Raw genomic sequence first — 20,064 nt, 5'->3', positions numbered from 1 at the left:
GATCACGCCATTGGCTTGCTCAGGCAGCTCACAGAATTGGGCGAGTCTCACCCACCTTTGCTCTCGGCAAGGCCGTTCTGATCATCCATCGCCCAACGTAAAGCAGCATCCCCGCTAGCGCCGTGATGATGCAGAACCGGTGAAGCGTGCCCACATCAACCAACCCCACCAAAGGGTTCCACCGGCTGATCGGCACAAAAGGCTCCACATCCCTGTGCATCACAGCATCCAGCAGAAGATGGCTGTAGGTGCCAAAGAACGCACTCCACCAGATCACACCCCACCGAACTGGGATGAATTGCGACTGCCCAAGCAACCGGAGGCCCAGATGTGTCAGCGGCCTCCCAAACGCACCGGCCACCACACCAATGACCGTGGCTCCTAAAATTGTGTGCGAGATGCCATGCAGATGCCCCGGCACACCAAGAAAATCTTTTCCGGTTTTGAGGACATAGAGCGGCTCAAGATCAATCAATACCTGTGCCAGGCCAAAGGTCATCAGCGAAAGCCCCGCAGGCTGAAGCCCCTTCCACAACAAACCCGGCCCCATATGAAATGGTGTGAATGGCATGCTTCTCTCTGACAAGGGCCACAATCCATTTTTCTACGCCGGCTAGCGAGTCTTGCACAATCCCTTGGCTTTGTCACTATGAATGATTCTGATGGTCATTCAGGCGTTGATTGCCACCATCTGACTCCTTCAATGAAGTGACCTATGCGATATCTGATATGTTGTGGGCTGATACTATTTTCGGGCTGGCCGTTCTACCTGGTTGAAGCCAGGGAAGTCGCGGATAAACCCAACGTCCTGCTCATCTTCATCGACGATCTCGGCAAAACCGATATTGGCGTGGAAGGCTCGTCGTTTTACGAAACACCTCGCATCGATGCTCTTGGGAATTCCGGGGCACGCTTCACACAGTTTTACTCAGCCCATCCCGTCTGTTCGCCAACACGGGCCGCTTTAATGACTGGAAAAATGCCTCAGCGAATAGGCATTACCGACTGGATCCGCCCGGAGAGCGATGTCGCCTTGCCGCAAACCGAAGTCACCATCGGGCAGGCTTTTCAGGAAGCAGGCTATCACACTGCGTACCTCGGCAAATGGCACCTGGGACACAAACCATACCAGCATCCTTCAGCCCGGGGCTTCGATTGGACGAAAGGCGTCAATCATGGCGGCCAGCCCTCCAGCTATTACTTCCCGTACAAAAATCCCCAGAAACCGCAAGGGCCGAACAATGTCCCCGATTTTGAAGATCGCCAGCCAGAGGACTACCTGACCGATGTCTTGACCTCGAGTGCGATTGAGCATCTGCAGCAGCGCGACCGCACACGACCATTTTTTCTCTGTCTTGCCCACTATGCAGTTCATACACCCATTCAGCCACCCAAAAATTTAGTCGCTAAATATCAGTCCAAACGGGCTGAAGAGAAGAATCCAAAATCTTCAGGCGAAAGGATTCAAGAAGGTTCGGCCATCTCGCGAAGTAGGCAGGATGATCCCGAGTATGCAGCCATGGTCGAGAATCTCGATACCCAGGTCGGCCGTCTGCTCGATGAATTGAAAACGCAAGGGATTCTGGAGCAGACGATTGTCGTCTTGACTTCAGATAACGGCGGTTTGTGTACCCTGAATGGCAAATCGCCAGGGCCGACCTGCAATCTTCCTTTACGAGCCGGCAAAGGCTGGACTTATGAAGGTGGCATTCGCATCCCCACGTACATTTCCTGGCCCGGAAAGATCTCGCCTCAGGTCCTCGATCTCCCCGCATATACCTGTGATTTGTATCCGACCTTATTAAGCCTGTGCCAGATACCACCCAGGCCCACTCAGCATGTCGATGGAATCTCACTCGCTGGACTGCTCACGAAGTCGTCAAGTTTGCCAGAGAGCGAACGAACTCTCGTCTGGTACTACCCACATACGCATGGCTCAGGCCACAAACCCTCAGCCGCCATTCGACAAGGCCCCTGGAAGCTGATTCACTTTCTCGAAACAGACCAGGTTGAACTCTATCACCTCGATAACGATCCCAGCGAGAATCACAATCTGGCATCGAAGCAGCCCGAACAAGCCCTCCAGCTTCAGAAAGAGCTGCAGAGAATCATCGAGTCTTCCAAGTAACCAGATCGAATCACCATGCGGGGCTTCATGCAGCCTTCAGGTTCCAGCCGGTATCCTGAAGGCTCGAAGCAGAGGGGATTGGTGGTACGGCACATCGTGCACACAGACCCTTTGGCCGTTTTCTCTGGGAGCTTCCACATGTTGCGATCTCTTCACGCCTGGGCGATTTCATTCTGTATTGCCAGTTGTTTTGCCGCTGCTGCCGATACCCAAGCGGGTGAAGTGCCGACCGATCTCCAGCCCATTGGTGGTCACTGGTTTCTCAAAACCACTTCCAGATCTGATCAGGCGAGTTCCGACAGACCCATCTATTTCTATCGCGATGGTGAGCAGTTTGTGGACTTGTTTTCTTATCACACGAAAGATTCCAATCAGGATGGGATCGATAATCTTCGCCTGAGCCACGACGAAAATTTTCTGATCATCGAGAGTCAGGGATATCCCAATCATCCCACAGCGATCTTCCCGAATTCAGGCAACCCGAACTCGATTCGAGTCCAGTCATTCAAATTCCGTTTGCCTCTCCGGCCCCGGCTGGCAGAGAGCATCACGCGCTTGCCGCGCGGCCCCATCGGCATGGCTCTCAATGGCGTCGTCTTTTTTAACCCCTTCGAAATGGAAGGCCAGAATGCTGTGGCCGGATATTCGGAGGTCTGGCTCGATTCGTGTTGTGGCCATCCTCAGCAAACGGGTGTTTACCACTATCATAAATATCCCACATGCGTAAAAAGCCCTTTCCGTGAAGATGGAAAGCAGCATTCACCGATCATTGGTTTTGCGTGGGATGGCTTCCCGGTTTACGGCCCCTTCGAATCTTCCGGAGTGAAGGCGATGGATCTCCAGGGACAGCAGGCACTCGATGTCTGCAACGGGCATACCGATGAGCTTCGCGGATACCACTATCATGTGACACCAGGACGCTTCCCTTACATCTTGGGTGGTTATGCTGGTGTCGTGGAAACCAGCAACAGCCGTGATCTCAGGCGGCCGCAGCAGGGGGCCATCGAAGACAATACTCAACCAGGAACTCGTATGGAGGATGTCCTCGTTTCTGTCAGGCCAGGGACTGCCTCGCGAGGGAAAACACATCAGATCCAGTTGGTTCTAAAGCCAGAAAACGCCCGCCGCAGAATCCCCGATGGAGTTCCTTCATGGGTGCAGGTCGGCCCTTATGAAGCGGCAAACATCACGCGTCAGGGGAATCTCATAACGGCTGATCTCACCATCCCTGACGATGCTGCTGTCGATGTTCTGTTCGATGTCCACGTCGAATTTGGTGGCAACCGAAATCCTCTTGCCTATAAACGCAATGATGCCTTTCGAGTTGTCGATTGATACCACGATCCAAGGTTCGTAACGAACAGCGCAAAGCCTGCTCAATCTTTCAACCTGCTGTCAGCCAGCCTTGGGTATCACGATTCTGCGTGGCACGACCTCGGGTGGCACGCCCTGAAGGCTTTGCGGAAGGGCGTGGTCTTTCTCGGCGTGCGAGGGGTTGAATGTCTTCATCAACCCTCACGTCAATCGAGTTCAACATCACGAACGCATCCCAGGCATGCTCGATAAACTCTACGCGCCATCGACTTCTGGAATGGGTACGATGCTGGCATCCGCTGACTGAATCATCACGTTCTGATTTCCCGCTCCTGGAGCACAAAATGCGAGTTAACCGCAGTCATCATGGCACGCTTCTCTTCCTGGCACTCATGTGTGCCATTCCCCCAGCGACCGCCGCAGACTGGGTTCAATTCCGCGGTGCCGGAGCGAGCGGTGTGAGCACTCAATCCAAGCTCCCCATCCGCTTTGGTGAGAACGAAAACCTCTTGTGGAAAATCGCACTTCCGGGGGCAGGTTCTTCGAGCCCTGTTGTCTTTGGGAAAAAGGTCTTCGTCACCTGCTACTCCGGCTACGGACATGCTGTTTGGTAGGATGACGTCTCGTGGCTGTGACACACTGTAGGCTTGCAAGCGATCGTTCTGTACCATTTGCCGGTGCTGAAAGATTCAATTCGTATTGATCCGCCTCTACAAGGATGTTCGTATGCGGTGCTTCATGCTCGCCGTGGTTTTTGCCATTGCTTCACAGGTTGCAGTCCTTTCAGCCATTGGTGGGGAACGGGATCAAGCGTTGGTTGCTGGTTCAGCAGTGACGTTTCACTCACTCCAAGATTGGAAGGTATTCGCCGCGTCTGAAACTCATTTTTCACTCAGAACTGGGCTAGAGATCGTCGGTCGCACGTACGGCAACCATGAACGAGGAATCCTGATTCCTGAAGGACGCCCATGGTGCTTGACGAGTGCGGTCGTCAATCCCAGCGTCGAACAATGGCATGTGTTGCTCGACGATTTTCAGTCTCAGCCAGTCAACGGACTTTTTGTCGGAGAGTATGGGCACGATTCCCGATTTCAGTCTTCTGCCAACTTCATTGAGGCGGTCTCGAAGAGGCAGACTCCCATTCATGTCAGAAGTCTGAAGTTTGTCACCGAGGGCGATGACTCCTCACGACGGATGGCTGTCATCTCGCAGATTGCCGGGCTCAAAGTTCTGGATCTTTCAGAGAGCCAAATCAATACAAGTTCGCTGCGGCCCATGGCAACATGTCGGACAATAGAATCTCTCGATGTGTCTTGGACGCAAGTTGACAATGGCCTTGTCGAGATCATTGAAAACTTCCCGCAACTGAAGAGTCTGGGGGTCGGACACACACAAATCAGCGGAGTATTGATCAAAAAGGTCATGGATCTTCGCGATATTTGCCGGTTGGAAGCGGCGGGGATCCGCGGAGATATGTTTGAGCTGCACGATTGCTTTCCGTCAAAAAGTATAGAAGAACTGGATCTCACGGATAGCATCATTGACAGCCGATTGGCCCAGAAGATCCTGGCTTCTCCGCAATTGACTTCAATCTCCTTGAAACGTACGGCAATTGACGATGACGCCTTCCTGCGAATTGGTGATCTGACGCGATGGCGAAGCATCGATGTCGGCTCGTGCGAGATTTCCGACAAGACTAGCGAACTCTTCAGTCAAATGAAGAACATCGAATTGATTGACATCTCCGAGTGTAAAGGAATCTCTGATGGAGTAATCCGGAGGATTTGGAGTCTACCAAAACTTCGTGAAATCAATCTTTCCGGAACTGGCATCTCAAATTCGGCTTTGCAAGGGGTGGGTGATTCACCTGCACTACAAAGTCTCTGTTTAGGAAAAGCGAGGATTGATGATGAGAAATTGGAACTCCTCGGGGCTTGTCGCAAACTCAAATCATTAACCCTCAATGGCTGCGAAATCTCGTCAAGTGGATTGCAGCACCTAAGCGAGTGCAAGGAAATCGAGTGTCTGGATTTTTCGGATTCGCAATTCTCCGGCCCCATCGCCAAAGGAGTTGGTTCTAGATCCCAGATGCGTATGCTGGTGTTGAGTGAAACAAACATCACCAGCGACGATCTGGAAGAAGTAATAAGACAGTGTCCTCACATCGAGTCGCTTGTTTTGTCAGGCGATCAGGTCACGGATGACGTTCTAAAGGCCATCGCAACTCTGAAAGACTTGCGAGTCGCTTTTGTTCCTGTGTCTGATGACGTTACAGCTGCTGGAGTTGAATCGCTGGTTGCATGTAATAAATTGCAATCACTCTACTTGTCTTTTCCAAAAGAGACCGTCGCGTCAGAGGCTGCAGCGAAGCTGGAGAGAGAATTCAAAGGTGCGTTGTACATTCGTTGAACGTGATTGTAAGGATAAATTTCTCACCGAGTGAGTCATCTGGATGGGTAACAGTTGTTTGGAGGAACTCTGTTTTATGAAAGTGCCTGCCAGTACAATCAATTGTAGAGGGTCTATTGAATGACTGTCGATGAGCTTCTTCGTTCAATGGAGCATCTTGTGCTGCACGAGGGGGCCTCCGTTGCTGCGATTGCCGAAATCGAGTGCCATTTAGGAAAGTCACTTCCAGCTCTCTATGTCGAATTGATGATTCGATCAAGTGGCATTGAAGGGTTTCTTGGCGAGGCGGAGTACCTCACCCTTTGGCCTCTGGAGAATCTGGTGGAACTCAATGAAGGCTATGGCGTTTGCCATTTCGCTCCCGGGATCTGGTTGTTTGGATCGAATGGCGGCGGCACTGGATATGGATTCGATCTTCGTCGCGACGGCATGCCTGTTGTGGAAGCTCCCTTCATAGGCCTGTCGTTGGACGAGGTGGTGCCGAGGGGTAACAGCTTCGGCGAGTTTCTGAGAAGCTTGCAAAGTGGTTAATACGAATTGCAACTTGAAATGGCGCGTTGGAATATGGCAAGCAACATGCTTGCCCAAAGCTGCAAGCAGGGCACGCAGAGCGATATTCCAAATTGGAACGCGTATCGTCAGGTGATTGGTATCTGGCGAACCTATTTAGGCGAGATTTGCCAGCCAAAAAATAAATCGCCGGTCAAGGGCTGCCACCCTCGACCGGAGACCTGATCTATCGGTGCCCTTCCGCTTCCTGTGACATCCTTCCACAGTGCAAGGCGAAAGGTTTGCACGCCGCATGATCATCGACAATGTCGGTCAGTATTTGCGGACGAGGAAGTCACCTCCCGGCCGATGGCGTTTCACCGGGAGTGAATTGGAAGGGTAACAGAGGCTTGCTCAGGGAGTTTGTGGAAAATGGCGTAAATCGACAGGTGTATCATGGTCGACGAATCGTTTCACTGTGGGATCCATGGCGGTTGCCCAAGGCCATGCCACCATCGACGCTAGTCGAGGCAACGCGCATTGAATCCTCCGGATGGCCGGGGGTTATTGTGTTTAAGTCGATTTTGGTTGTGTGGCATGCTTGCAGCTCTGGGCAAGCATGTTTTTGCAACCAGCAACGCAGTGGTTTCCTGGGAACGAGGTTTAATCCAGGGCCGGGTACCATGTGCCCCATCTCTTCATTCGCTTCCTGGTCGATCGAGTTCAACAGTACGCAGGCAGCCAAAGCAGGCTCGATAAACTCTACGCGCCATCGATTTCTGGAATGGGTACGATGCTGGCATCCGCTGACTGAATCATCAAGTTCTGATTTCCCGGTTCTGGAGCACAAAATGCGAGTTAACCGCAGTCATCATGGCACGCTTCTCTTCCTGGCACTCATGTGCGCCATTCCCCCAGCAACCGCCGCAGACTGGGTTCAATTCCGCGGTGCCGGAGCGAGCGGTGTGAGCACTCAATCCAAGCTCCCCATCCGCTTTGGTGAGAACGAAAACCTCTTGTGGAAAGTCGCACTTCCGGGTGCAGGGTCTTCCAGTCCGATCATCGCAGGGAACAAAGTCTTCGTCACCTGCTACTCCGGCTACGGACAATCGAAATCGGAAGAGGGAGATATCAATTCGCTGCAAAGACATCTCGTTTGCGTGGACTGCGAAAGTGGCCAGGTGCTCTGGACAAAAACCATCGCGGGAGAGCAACCCGAGGATAAATATCAGGGCTATCTCACCGATCACGGCTATGCGAGCAATACACCTGTCACCGATGGTGAACGTGTCTATTGCTTCTTCGGCAAAAGCGGGGTGATTGCCTTTGATTTCTCGGGAAAACAGCTCTGGCAGACGAATGTCGGAAAAGAGTCCAGCAGTCGCCGCTGGGGTTCCGGTGCCAGTCTGATTCTTTACAAAGACTCTGTCATTGTGAATGCCTCCGAAGAAAGCCAGTCCATTCGTGCACTCCATAAACTGACTGGGGAACTCCTCTGGAGTGAAACCGCGTCGGCCTTAAATCTGGCTTACGGTACCCCTTCAGTGATCACTGTCGATGAGAAACGCAGCGATCTGGTGATTGCCGTTCCGGGAGAAGTGTGGGGCCTCAATCCCGATACGGGCCGCTTGCGCTGGAATGCCGAGCACAACCTCACGGGCAATATCTGTCCCAGCGTCTTTTCTCAAGGCGATGAGGTGTTCATCTTTGGAGGATTTCGATCGGCGGGAAGCTTGTGCCTGAAGGCAGGCGGGCAGGGAGACGCCACGTCTTCGGCTATCAAATGGACCAGCCGCAACAGTTCTTATGTCGCGACACCTCTCCTTTACGAAGGACGAATCTACTGGATTGATGATCGCGGGCAGGCGTTCTGTGTCGATGCCAAGAATGGTGAACTGATTTATCGAGAGCGTCTGGAAGATCTCAGCTCCGGTGGTCGTCCAGTCTATGCATCACCTGTTGTCGCCCAGGGGCGGATTTATGTCCCTACCCGGTGGGATGGTCTCCTCGTCTATTCAGCGAAAGAAAAGTTCGAGATCCTGGCGTTGAACAAATTCCCCTCCGATCCCAGTGACTTCAACGCCTCTCCTGCCATTCGGAATAACCAGTTGTTCCTCAGGTCAGATCGATTTCTGTATTGCTTCGCCGAGAAGCATCCGTGAACACAGCCTCCGTGATAGATCGCTCGATTCCGAGATAAAATCGGGCAGGATTCCCTGATTACGAACACCGCCAGAATTTCGACCCATCAGGCATTTCTTAGCTCATTTTTGGCCTGAAAGCTGACGACTCCGGTTGCTCGCGATTTCGCAGCGGTCTACGATCGTGAAGTTGTTTGTGATGAATCCGGTTGATGCCCTCACGACTCCCGTGTCATTTGGTGATCACTGATTCGATGAATTTCATTCCGATCGTTTTTATACGCTTTCCATGAGATAATCGCACTTTGCTCGCCATGCTTGCAGCCTGTCTGAGTTAATACTGGGCAAGCATGTTTTCATCCACAACACACTGTTATCTCCCGGGAAACGCATTAGAGCCAAAAGCCGCCATGAATCCTCTCACCTTCGCCTTACGTCGCCCGTGGACTGTGATGGTGGCAATTCTCGCCATCGTGCTGGCTTGTTCCGTCGCATTGAGGCCCAAATGGGTGGATCAGTCGCTGGCGAAGATCGGTGTTGATCTGCCGCTGCAGACGATGAAGGTCGATATCTTCCCGGCTCTCAATCTGCCGGTGATCTACGTCTGCCAGCCTTACGGCGGGATGGATGCCGCCCAGATGGAAGGCCTGCTCACCAACTATTATGAGTACCACTTCCTTTACATCAGCAACATCCATCACGTCGAAAGCCGGAACATCCAGGGGACGGCTTTGATGAAGCTGATCTTCCACCCGGGGACGGATATGTCTCAGGCCATGGCCGAGACAATCAACTATGTCAATCGCAGCCGGGCGATGATGCCTCCAGGAACCGTTTCACCCTTCGTGATGCGTTTCGACACCGGGAGTGTCCCCGTCGGCTATCTGGTCCTTTCAAGCGATACACGCACCGTGGGGGAAATTCAGGATCAGGCACTGTTCAAAGTCCGGCCACTCTTTTCAGCATTGCCGGGAGTTTCCGCACCGCCTCCCTTTGGTGGAAGTGCCCGCACCGTCGTAATCCGGGCCAATCCCGATCGATTACGGTCCTACAACATCTCACCCGATGAAGTCGTGACGGCTCTGGCGCTCGGCAATTCCGTGAGTCCATCGGGCAACATGCATGTGGGCACCAGCTACCCGATTGTCCCCACCAATGCCCTCGTGAAAGATATCAAAGAACTGGGGTCGATCCCCATCCGCACGCAGGATGGCCCGCCGGTTTATGTGCGGGATGTCGCCACCATCGATGATGCGACCGATCTCCCTACAGGCTACGCCCTCGTCAACGGCCGGCGCGCTGTCTATATCCTCGCAACCAAGCGGGCAGAAGCCTCGACGATGAGTGTCATCGACGAGATCAAGAAGGCGATCCCTGCCATGCAGGCCGAGTTGCCGCCCGACATCAAGGTCTCGTTCGAATTCGATCAATCGCCTTACGTGACCCGCGCCGTGGGGAGCCTCCTGACGGAGGGTCTGCTCGGCGCTCTCCTCACGGGATTGATGGTGCTGGTCTTCCTGCGCGATTGGCGCAGTGCGCTGGTGGTGGTGCTGAATATTCCTCTGGCCATCATGGCGGCCGTGCTGGGACTCTGGCTGTGCGGTCAGACCATCAATCTCATGACGCTCGGCGGGCTGGCTCTGGCGGTGGGGATTCTGGTCGATGAAGCGACTGTCGAAATCGAGAATATTCACACCCAGTTCCAGAAGACCGATTCCATGGCGATGGCCGTCCGGCTGGGAAATTCCGAAACCGCCGTTCCCCGACTCCTCGCGATGCTCTGCATTCTTGCGGTTTTTGTCCCTTCGTTCTTCATGCAGGGAGCCGCCAGAAATCTGTTCATTCCGCTTTCGTTAGCCGTTGGCTTCTCGATGATTGCCTCGTACATCCTGTCGAGTACATTTGTGCCAATTCTTTCGATCTGGCTCCTCAAGCGAACCGGTTCCCACGCCCATGCCAACGACTCAGCTCCGCTGAAAAGCTCTCCCTATCGCCGCTTGCTGGGGCAAACCGTGGCCTGGCGATGGGTGGTTGTCCCGGTCTATCTCGCGGCATCGGTTTTGATTGTCGTCTTCGCGGGTCGTCAGTTAGGCCTGGAGATCTTCCCTCAGACAGGCGTCGCCGAGTTCCGGCTCAAGTTCCGCGCACCGGATGGAACACACTTTGACACCACAGAGGATTACGCCATCAAGGTCCTTGATGAGATCGGTGAAACGGTCGGGCGGAAGAATGTTGATTTAACACTCGGTTACGTCGGTACGATCCCTTCGAGCTTCCCCATTAACGGAGTTTATCAGTGGTCGCGTGGCCCCGAGGAAGGTCTGCTCCGCATCGCACTCAAGCACGGAACAGGCATTGATGTCGAAGAGACCAAGAACAGATTGCGGCAAGTTCTGGGGCAGAAGTATCCGGAACTTCGCTTTTCGTTCGAGCCTGCCGACATCATCAGCGAAGTCATGAGCTTCGGTTCCCCTACACCTGTCGAGATTGCGGTTCGCGGTGCCAACCTGCAGGAAAGTGAAGTCTACGCGCGGGAACTTGAAAAGCGACTCCGGCAATTGCCCTCCCTGCGGGATGTCCAGATCGCCCAGTCGCTGGCCTATCCCACAATCAATGTCTCGGTTGATCGCGAAAAAGCATCAATGTCCGGCACCAACGCTTCACAGATCGCCCGTTCTGTTGTCGCCGCCACTTCTTCCACGCGATTTGTGGCTCAGAACTACTGGCCCGATCCAAAAACCGGCATCGGCTATCAGGTGCAGATCGAAATTCCCCAGCCCACAATGACTCAAGCCGAAGATCTCGCGATGTTGCCCGTCGATTACGAAAACGGACAGTCCGTGTTGCTTCGCGATGTCGCCCGTTTGACACCAGGAACCCAGCCCGGGCAATTCGACCGCTACAACATGAAGCGGGAACTGACGATCACAGCCAACATCAGCGGGGTCGATCTGGGGACTGTTTCACGCGAAGTGCAGCAGGTTCTCAGTCAGATGGAGAAGGAGGGTCTCAAACCCAAAAGCATCACAACCGAAATCCGGGGCCAGGTTCCCACCTTGCGGCAGATTCTCAGTGGTCTGGGAGTCGGATTGGTGCTGGCAATTCTTGTGATCTTCCTGCTCCTGACCGCCAACTTCCAGTCGATACGGTTGGCACTGGCCACCGTATCGACCGTCCCCGCCGTCCTGGCGGGTGTCGTTGTGGCACTCTGGCTTACCGGGTCAACGCTCAACATTGAATCGTTCATCGGAGCCATCATGGCCATTGGTGTGGCAATGGCCAACGCCATTTTGCTGGTGACATTCGCTGAACAATCGCGAAAGAGTTCGCATGATTCGCGCGAGGCCGCCATCGAAGGGGGAAGTCGCCGGTTGAGGGCGATCCTCATGACCAGCCTCGCCATGACAGCCGGGATGATCCCTATGGCCGCCGGATTAGGTGAGGAAGGAGCGCAAACCGCTCCCCTGGGCCGCGCGGTGATTGGTGGGCTGCTGGCTGCCACGTTCGCCACACTGCTGGTGCTTCCCGCCGTTTACGCTCTGGTGCTCAAACGTGCTTCCAGCACATCCGCCTCGCTTGATCCACTCGATTCCGAAAGCCGCTATTTTGTGGCCACATCATGATGACCTGTACCGAATCAAGGTTGATCCCTGGGGTGGTTGGGGTCGGATGTCTTCAACCGCCCCCAGGTCATTCTGGAATAATAGCAGGCTTGCATCCTCGACATTCCGATGGAGTCTTTGCCATGTGTGATCAACGCCCTGTGACCTGGGGGCCAACAAGGATGTTGGATCCCAACCACCCCGATGAAGTTGATTTCCTTCCGAACATGAGATTGCTCGCCATGCCTTCCATACCTTACGTGACCGCCGCCCGCTCCCTGATGGTCGGCTCCTGGCTCCTGTTCTTCACCATGACGGCCGGTTGCACTCATCAGGCCTCATCCTCCGCCTCTTCACCATCAGCAAGCGCAGCTCCTCTCGCGCGGGCCACGGCGGCTCCCCTGGAGCGGAAAACTTTGGTTCGCGTGGTGGAGCTCCCCGGTCGTGCGGAAGCGTTTGAAGTGGCACCGCTCCATGCCAAAGTCACTGGCTACATCGACAAAGTGGCCGTCGATATCGGCGACCGTGTCGTCGGGCCCAATGGGGAAACGCCCGGCACATTGATCTGCCAGTTGGATGTCCCGGAACTCAAGGAAGAAGAACTCCAGAAGCAGGCCATGGTCTTGCAGGCGAAGGCCGGCGTGACTCAGGCAACTGCCGAAATTCAAGTTGCCCAGGCGGGGTTGTCGTCGGCTGAGGCCAAAGTGCAGGAAGCGGAGGCCCTCGCCGCCAGGGAAGAGTCGCGCTATGCACGGTGGAAGTCCGAATATGAACGAGTCACACAACTCGCGGCTTCCGGTGCTGTCAGTACCAAGGTCGCCGACGAGACACTGGCGGAACTCTCCAGTGCCGATGCCGGTCGCAAGGAGGTCGTCGCCAAGATTGCTTCGGCCAAAGCGATGATGGCCGAGGCCCGGGCTCATCTGGAAAAATCGAAAGCCGATGCGATTGCTGCCGGCAGCCAGTTGGCTGTGGCTGAAGCCGATCAGCGTCGGGCCGCCGTCATGCTCGAATACACCGCCATTCGCGCTCCCTTCGATGGGATTGTCGTCGAGCGCAGCGTGCATCCGGGTCAATTGGTGCAGGCGGGAAGTCAACAGCCAGCACTTCTCACAGTGATGCGTATCGACCCGATCCGAGTCGTGCTCGAAGTTCCCGAGATCGACGCTGTGACAATCTCACCCCAGTCGCAGATTGATGTAAAGATGGCGGGCTCAGCCGGAGTCATCCATACCGGCACCATTACCCGCACCAGTTGGTCTCTTAACAAGACTTCACGCACTCTCAAAGCCGAAGTCGATGTCCCCAACGAGGCCGGTCGCGTCCGTCCCGGACAGTACCTGCAGGTGCTTCTGAAAGTGGCGCAGGCGGAGAATGCGCTGGCTTTGCCCAAGGCCGCTGTGGTGACGATCGACAAGCAGACCTGCTGCTACGCCGTTGACGATGCGGGTGTCGTGCGGAAGATCCCCGTCGAGCTAGGGCTGTTGGCCGGTAACGAATGGGAAGTCCGGTCAGGACTAGCGGGAACCGAACGCGTGATTCTCCTCAACGCAGCATCGTTCCGCGAAGGTCAGACTGTAGAAGTGGTTCCACCCGTTGCACCTGCCAAGTAAGGCGATCAAAATCGATCTCCAGCAGCATTTCCGGCCGATTAATTGCAGCCAAGTCGTCACAATACGATCCGACAAAATTTACCTGACTGTCAAAAGCGTCACACGCGATCGTGTGATCATTCAAAGCCACATCGGTCACATGACCTGTCGCTTGTCTGGTACAAAGATCATGACCGATAGCCTTGGTAGAAGACTGCGCGCTGCAAGTCTGCCAAGGATGGCATGATGCAACACAAATGGCCGAAAGACGCTCCACATCGACACCACAGCCGAAGGTTCGCACTCATTCCACGAGTTGTGGTGAACGGCATTCTGGCCGCAGCCCTCGTGATGACTGCGGGTTGCATCAGTTCCCGCCCGTCAAACATTGCCGGAAAACCAGTCGATCCCACTCATTACGACCGTTTCGAGCAGGTCGCCAGCGACTTACCCATTTATCGAACCGAGTCCGTGACCAAGGATCGTTCATCAGCCAACCATGCCGGAGCCGTGCGACTGGCCTCTGCGGAGAGTGGCCATCAGGAGTCGTCCGCCACCGCTCCATCAATCAGCGAAGGCATTGAGAGCAGCGAACCACTCAGCGACGAGCCAATCAGCGATACCGCCTTCGTGACACTCGCCTCCAGTGAAAAAACTTCCGCCGATGAAATCCCGCCCGGTTACAACGATGCCACGCTCGCGACTGAGGAACAGGCGGGGCGTTTCAATACAGCGCCTTCAGCGAGTGCATATCAGTTGAGCCTGGGGAACATTCTCTACCTCGCTGATGTTCAGAACCCGAACATCGCTTTGGCACGCGAGCGAATCAACGAGGCTTATGCCCGCGTCGAACAGGCGGATACCTTGTGGCTCCCATCGATCCGCTCGGGGTTGAATTACAATCATCATGACGGGGCGATCCAGGATGTCGCCGGGCGAGTTTTCAACACCAGCCGCAGTTCATTTTATGGCGGCATGGGTGCTGGGGCAGTGGGTGCCGGTTCACCCATAGCGCCTGGCCTCATGGCTCAATTTCATCTGACTGATGCCATTTTCCAGCCGCGCATTGCCAGTCATCAAGCGAGTTCCAGACAATATGGCGCAGCAGCCACCCGCAACGACGCGTTGCGTGATGCCGCTTTCGCCTATCTGGAGCTTGTGCGAGCCGAACAGGATCGGGCGATTGCCCAGCAGGCTCTCTTCCACACCGAAGAACTTTCCTCAGTAACGTCCGCATACGCCCGGACAGGTCAGGGCCTGCAATCCGATAACGAGCGAGTCCTCGCAGAGGTCGCCGTCAGACGCGATGAAGTCGTCCAGAGCGAAGAAGCCGTCGTCACTGCCTCCGCCCGGCTGGCTGCTCTATTGCATGCCGATCCTTCGATGACCATTTCCAGCGGGGAACCCGTCGTCATACCTCTGGAAATTCTGACAGTGCAGGGAACAGCAGGGGAGTATGTCGCCACAGGTCTCTCACGCAGGCCGGAACTTGCCGAGCAGCAGCAGCTCGTTTGTGAAGCCATCGAACGCATGAAGCGGGAACGCTACGCCCCGCTGATCCCCAGTGTCTTACTCGGCGTCAGCTATGGCGGCTTTGGTGGCGGCTTTGGCAGTGATATCACCAACAGCAACGGCCGCCTCGATGCCGATGCCATGGCTTACTGGGAAGTCCGCAATCTGGGCTTCGGGGAAAAAGCCGCACGCGAACAGACATCGTCCGCAGTTCGTCAGGCCCAATGGCGAAACCTGGCCTTGATGGATACCGTCGCGAGGGAAGTTGTGGACGCTCACACGCAGGTGATCAAACGCCGCGAACGGATCGAGATCTGTCGCCTGGGAGTAGTCGCAGCCAAGCGTTCGTTCGATCTCAACCTCGACCGAATCCGCAATGCTCAAGGCTTGCCGATCGAAGTTTTGCAGTCGATCCAGGCACTTCGCGTTGCCCAGCGCACCTTTCTCAACGCGGTTGTCGACTACAACCAATCCCAGTTTCAGCTCTGCCACGCCACCGGCTGGTTCCTCGCCACCTGATTGAGTCTGCATCACGACTGCAACAGGCTTTGGCGTATCCGGTGCAGTCGAGGCCACTCTCGAAAGTACGAGTCCGGTACAGACCTTCACCCAAGCCGTTGCCAATTGAACCACCGCTGATCGAATCGTGAGCGGGCCGAAAATCTGGAAACGAAAAAGGCCCTTAAACCTGTTGGTTCAAGGGCCTTTGAAGTGGAGGATAGCGGGATTGAACCGCTGACCTCTTGCATGCCATGCAAGCGCTCTCCCAGCTGAGCTAATCCCCCATATTTCCATAGTCACACTGGGTCAGTGACCTGATGGATTCGATTCACCGTTTCCAGCGAATCGCGTTCGTCATTTCCTCTGACACACTACATCGGCGTCTGGTTCATAACGACTTGAAGAATGTTAGTCGCTGATCACTCCCCTTGCAACTGTGCGGGTTATCCGGATTGGGTGAAGTTTCGGCAACTTTTGCCGCCCGGGTTCTTCATCCAGCATTCATCATGTCCAGATGCGCATGCTTCTGATGGCACTGCATTACGACTTGGGCCCAAAGCGGGCCAGCGCACAGTCTTTAATCCCCTTCAGATCGAGCTTGCCTGTCCCCAGAATCGGCACAGCTTCGACTTCGATAAAACTGTCCGCTCCAGGAATCCAGAGGTTGGGAATCCCTGTTTCGCCCAGTTTACGCAGTATTTCCGCTACCGGTTGAGCCAAAGGACGATGCACCACCACCAGCCGTTCTCCACGCTGTGCATCAGGTACTGCCGTTACCGCCAGGGGCAGAGCTCCTTCATCATCAGAGGTCTTGACGATTTCCAGCAGTAACTCTTCCACGCGGAGGTGCGGCACCATCTCGCCACCGACCTTTGAAAACCGCGAAAGGCGGCCCGTAATCGTCAGAAAACCCTCGTCGTCCAGCACACCCAGATCCCCTGTGTCGTACCAGCCATCCTGCAGAACTTCGCTGGTCTTCTCGGGATTCTTCCAGTAGCCCGCCATTACGTTGCCACCCTTGAGCTGGACACGCCCCTGGATGTTCACACCCACTTCCTGACCACTTTCCGGATCCAGAATTCGCACGGCAAAGCCAGGCAATGGTCGGCCCACGGTTCCCAGCTTGGTTCCCTTTTGCGAAGTCAACTCGCATCGATGATCAGGCACATTGACGAATGCCGGGCCAGTGGTTTCTGTCGCGCCATAACCTTCCGAAGGTAAGACGCCAAACTTCTCCTTGAACTCGTTCGCCAGTTCGTTGGGAAGTTTTTCCGCTCCCACCACCACCAGGTCGAGCTTGGAGAACTGTGCCGGTTCACAACGTTTGAGGTACGACCGTAAAAAGGTGGGCGTCGCCAGCAGAATTGTGGCGCCATATTTCTCAGCGAGCTGCCCAACCACACGCGCATCGAGCGGATTGACGTGATACACCACCCGCGGCGGAAGGCACAGGGGCAACCACAAGGTAATGCTGTACCCGAGACTGTGGAAGAACGGCAGCACTCCGAGAACCGTATCATCGGCCTCAAGCCGGGCAATATGGTCGGCCGCGTCGATGGTGATCTTCAGATTGTTGTGGGTGAGCATCACTCCTTTCGGCTGGCCAGTCGATCCCGAAGTAAAGATCAGCGTCAGGAGTTCATCAGTGCCGCGAGTGGGGCGGCCAAGTAAAGTCAACAAAAGTGAAGCTGGCATGGTGTAAGCAGCCAGGGCAGCACAGAACTTGTCAAAAGTCGAAACCTGTGGCTTCAAGTCTTCAAGGAGCAGAAACTTCGCATTGAGTTGGAAGTTTCTCTTCTCCAGAACTTTGCGGCTGGTAATGACCGTCTTGATATCACCCTGCTCGAGGCACGCATTGAGCTGTGCATCAGAAAGCGTGTAGTTCAAATTGGCAGTCACCTTGCCAGCCAGCGAAAGTGCCACATTCGCGAGAACTCCGCCCACTGTCGGCGGAAGGAGGATCCCGACCACCTGCTCATCGCCCGGAATCTGTCGACGGAACAACCGGTTGAATGCCAGCGTGGCAATCAGCAGTTTGGTCCCGCTCAGTTCCATGCCACCAGAATCGGCCACCTTAATGCGGCTACCGGCACTCCGACAGGTCTTGATGAATCCCGCCAGCAGGGAAGGCTCTTTTGATTTCAGCTTTTGCACGGATTCGACCCCCAGAAGTTGGACTGCTGAGCGAACCTGATGAACAGTTTTGGGTTCGTGAATGGGCTGACCGTAGAGGATATTGACGGGAAGGAGTAGACGCTTCGGCCATTTCCAGAAAAATTTTCCGCCTTTGAAGCTGAAAATACTTCCCCACAAACCATCCAGATAGACCGGTATCACCGGGGCATTGGTCCCTTGAATGATCTTGAGAAAGCCAGGTTGAAAAGGCTGCATCTGGCCGGTGCGGGTCAAACCACCCTCGGCAAAGATACAGACCACGTGTCCTTCTTCAATGGCCTTGCGAGCTGTCCTTAACGATTCAATGAGAGCTTTGGGCCCACCATCTGCCTTGATAGGAATAATCTCAAAAATTCGTGCCAGCCAGTTCAGCCAGGGAAGATTCACATAATCGGCATAGGCAATGAACCGCACAGGTCGTGGTGTCATCGTCATCAGCAGAATGCCATCCACCCACGTGACATGATTCGAGACGAGCAGCGCTCCCCCTTTTTCGGGGATATTGACTTCGCCATAGCGGCGAATTCGATAGAAAGAGTGCGTAAAGATAAAGAACAGAAATCGAAACATGGCACCTGGTATCAGGAACATGACATAGATCGCGACGGGGACTGTCCCAATCCCGCAGACGAGAAACACCGCAGCCGGGCTGAGTTGCAAAATAGCGAGTAAGAAATAAAAGATCCCCGCCGCAGCCAACGCTCCTGAGAATGCCAGAAAGTTCGTCGCTGCCAGAATTTTTCCCAGCACTTTGGGCTCGCTGCGATGCTGCAAATAAGCCTCCAGTGGAACATCAAACAGCCCGGCAAACACACCCAGGAAAAACAGACCACCGACCGAAAGTTCAAACGCGATCAGACGGTGATCGTCATTCACGATTCCAGCGAGATACAACACCACAGAGCAGATGGCAATACCCATCGCCCCAATTGGCACCAATCCCAGTTCGACATGGCCACCCGAGAGATAACCTGCCAGCAGGCTCCCGATGCCGACACCCAGCACCAGCACCATGCCAAAAACACCGACCTGCCATTGCTTGAGTTGCAGATCATGACCGGCAAATGTGTCGATATTCAATTGAGCCATCGAGGCCAGCAGCCAGAAGAAGGCAATCCCTAACGCTGTCCGGGCGAGAAAAATATCACTCGAAAGGAGCTTCAGGCTTTGCCAGGTATCGACTGGAAAATTCCACGGAAAGCGGCACTCCGGGTCACCCGCCGGCACGCGGCGAATCCCCAGGCTGACCACCCAACCCAGTACGGCAATCGACATGATCACCACAAACGCAATACTGAGCGATTGCCAAGAAATGGTGTCGCTCTCGCCCGGTTGAGCAAGCGTCGCCAGCAGGTTTCCCAAGAGAAAACCCAGCGCACAAGGGACAACGTTCATCAGCCCCATCAACCCGTTGGCACGCGAGAGCGAACCATCATGGACAAGTTCAGGGATACTCCCTTGCCTGGCGGGAGCGAACAGGGCGTTCATCACTCCCGTAAGTGCCACTACGATGAATAGCAGCGGGATATTACTAAAGCCCAGAGCCGCAAAGCCCGCCAGCATGATGAGAATCTCCGCCAGCTTGCACCAGGTAATGACCTTGGCCTTGCTGAAGCGGTCTGCGAGATAACCCGCCGGCGCTGCCAGAAACAGAAATGGCAACGTGAAGGCAGCCAGCCCAAGCGCCAGCATCGAAGCATCTTCCGCCAGCGAAACCTTCCCGGGAGTATGGCGGAAAAGCCGTTTAGCCAGGGGAACCACCAGCCAGCGGAAGGTGTGGTCGTTCAGCACTGTCAAAAACTGGACGGCCAGAAGGCTGAGGAAGCTGATGGACGAAAGACGATCATGCAGGTCGGCGGGGCGGGGAGGTTCCGTCGATTCATCAGTCCGTAGGTTGGAAATAGCCTCCGAGAGCGTCTGCATACCCGAATTGTCCAGTCGTTCTCGCAATCAATGGGGTCGATTCTCTATTCGCTGGCAGTTGCCTCGTCGTCCAGCAGTCTGCTGTGAGCAGTTTCTGGTGAACCCACGGGTTGAGCTGCATGTGTGAATGATAGCCGATCCGAATTTTTCTGCCTTACTCGAAGCCTGAGGGATTCTGCCAAATTTGACGGTTTCGATTTAGATGGTTCATCGAGCAGTGAATCCCTCAATCCCTACGAACTGTCGCCTGACTGACGGCTCAGGCACAAGGACTCAGC

11 protein-coding genes and 1 tRNA gene are annotated in these 20,064 nt (G+C 54.9%); 9 read left to right on the top strand and 3 right to left on the bottom strand.

The annotated features are described in order from the left end of the window. Positions 1 to 28: 28 nt before the first annotated feature. Positions 29 to 571, bottom strand: coding sequence for a metal-dependent hydrolase (locus A6X21_RS01895; protein WP_068845686.1), 543 nt, complete (start codon positions 569 to 571; stop codon positions 29 to 31). Positions 572 to 715: 144 nt separating this feature from the next. On the opposite strand from A6X21_RS01895, the gene A6X21_RS01890 reads away from it, so the two are divergent. The 9 genes from A6X21_RS01890 to A6X21_RS01850 all read left to right on the top strand — a co-directional run bounded on the left by A6X21_RS01890 (position 716) and on the right by A6X21_RS01850 (position 15,706). Beyond that, positions 716 to 2,128 carry a sulfatase gene (locus A6X21_RS01890; RefSeq protein ID WP_068845684.1) on the top strand — a complete coding sequence of 471 codons (1,413 nt, stop codon included), beginning with the start codon at positions 716 to 718 and terminating at the stop codon, positions 2,126 to 2,128. A 138-nt stretch (positions 2,129 to 2,266) separates the two neighbouring features. Beyond that, positions 2,267 to 3,463, top strand: coding sequence for a YHYH protein (locus A6X21_RS01885; protein WP_068845682.1), 1,197 nt, complete (start codon positions 2,267 to 2,269; stop codon positions 3,461 to 3,463). Positions 3,464 to 3,786: 323 nt separating this feature from the next. Then, positions 3,787 to 4,056, top strand: a complete 270-nt coding sequence (locus tag A6X21_RS01880) for a PQQ-binding-like beta-propeller repeat protein (RefSeq protein WP_068845680.1) — start codon at positions 3,787 to 3,789, stop codon at positions 4,054 to 4,056. A 580-nt stretch (positions 4,057 to 4,636) separates the two neighbouring features. Then, positions 4,637 to 5,851 (top strand): hypothetical protein, encoded by a 1,215-nt coding sequence (locus tag A6X21_RS01875; protein ID WP_165603658.1) that lies wholly within the window; start codon positions 4,637 to 4,639, stop codon positions 5,849 to 5,851. Positions 5,852 to 5,971: 120 nt separating this feature from the next. Continuing rightward, positions 5,972 to 6,382: an SMI1/KNR4 family protein gene (locus A6X21_RS01870; RefSeq protein ID WP_068845677.1), complete on the top strand. Its 411-nt coding sequence runs from the start codon at positions 5,972 to 5,974 to the stop codon at positions 6,380 to 6,382. A gap of 809 nt (positions 6,383 to 7,191) precedes the next feature. Beyond that, the gene (locus A6X21_RS01865) at positions 7,192 to 8,502 is read left to right on the top strand and encodes a PQQ-like beta-propeller repeat protein (RefSeq protein ID WP_068845757.1); all 1,311 of its coding nucleotides are present in this window, start codon (positions 7,192 to 7,194) and stop codon (positions 8,500 to 8,502) included. Positions 8,503 to 8,891: 389 nt separating this feature from the next. Continuing rightward, the gene (locus A6X21_RS01860) at positions 8,892 to 12,104 is read left to right on the top strand and encodes an efflux RND transporter permease subunit (protein WP_068845675.1); all 3,213 of its coding nucleotides are present in this window, start codon (positions 8,892 to 8,894) and stop codon (positions 12,102 to 12,104) included. A 221-nt stretch (positions 12,105 to 12,325) separates the two neighbouring features. Next, the gene (locus A6X21_RS01855; RefSeq protein ID WP_165603657.1) at positions 12,326 to 13,696 is read left to right on the top strand and encodes an efflux RND transporter periplasmic adaptor subunit; all 1,371 of its coding nucleotides are present in this window, start codon (positions 12,326 to 12,328) and stop codon (positions 13,694 to 13,696) included. A gap of 225 nt (positions 13,697 to 13,921) precedes the next feature. After that, complete coding sequence (locus A6X21_RS01850; RefSeq protein ID WP_165603656.1) at positions 13,922 to 15,706, top strand: TolC family protein; 1,785 nt, start codon at positions 13,922 to 13,924, stop codon at positions 15,704 to 15,706. 193 nt (positions 15,707 to 15,899) lie between these two features. Here A6X21_RS01850 and A6X21_RS01845 read toward each other — a convergent pair. After that, positions 15,900 to 15,972 (bottom strand) — tRNA-Ala (locus tag A6X21_RS01845). Between the two features lie 256 nt (positions 15,973 to 16,228). Then, positions 16,229 to 19,786, bottom strand: coding sequence for an acyl-[ACP]--phospholipid O-acyltransferase (locus A6X21_RS01840; protein ID WP_068845665.1), 3,558 nt, complete (start codon positions 19,784 to 19,786; stop codon positions 16,229 to 16,231). Positions 19,787 to 20,064 lie beyond the last annotated feature (278 nt).

The sequence above is a fragment of the Planctopirus hydrillae genome (genome assembly GCF_001707835.1).
Taxonomy (GTDB): domain Bacteria; phylum Planctomycetota; class Planctomycetia; order Planctomycetales; family Planctomycetaceae; genus Planctopirus; species Planctopirus hydrillae.
This window is presented reverse-complemented; position numbering and strand designations above follow the sequence as displayed.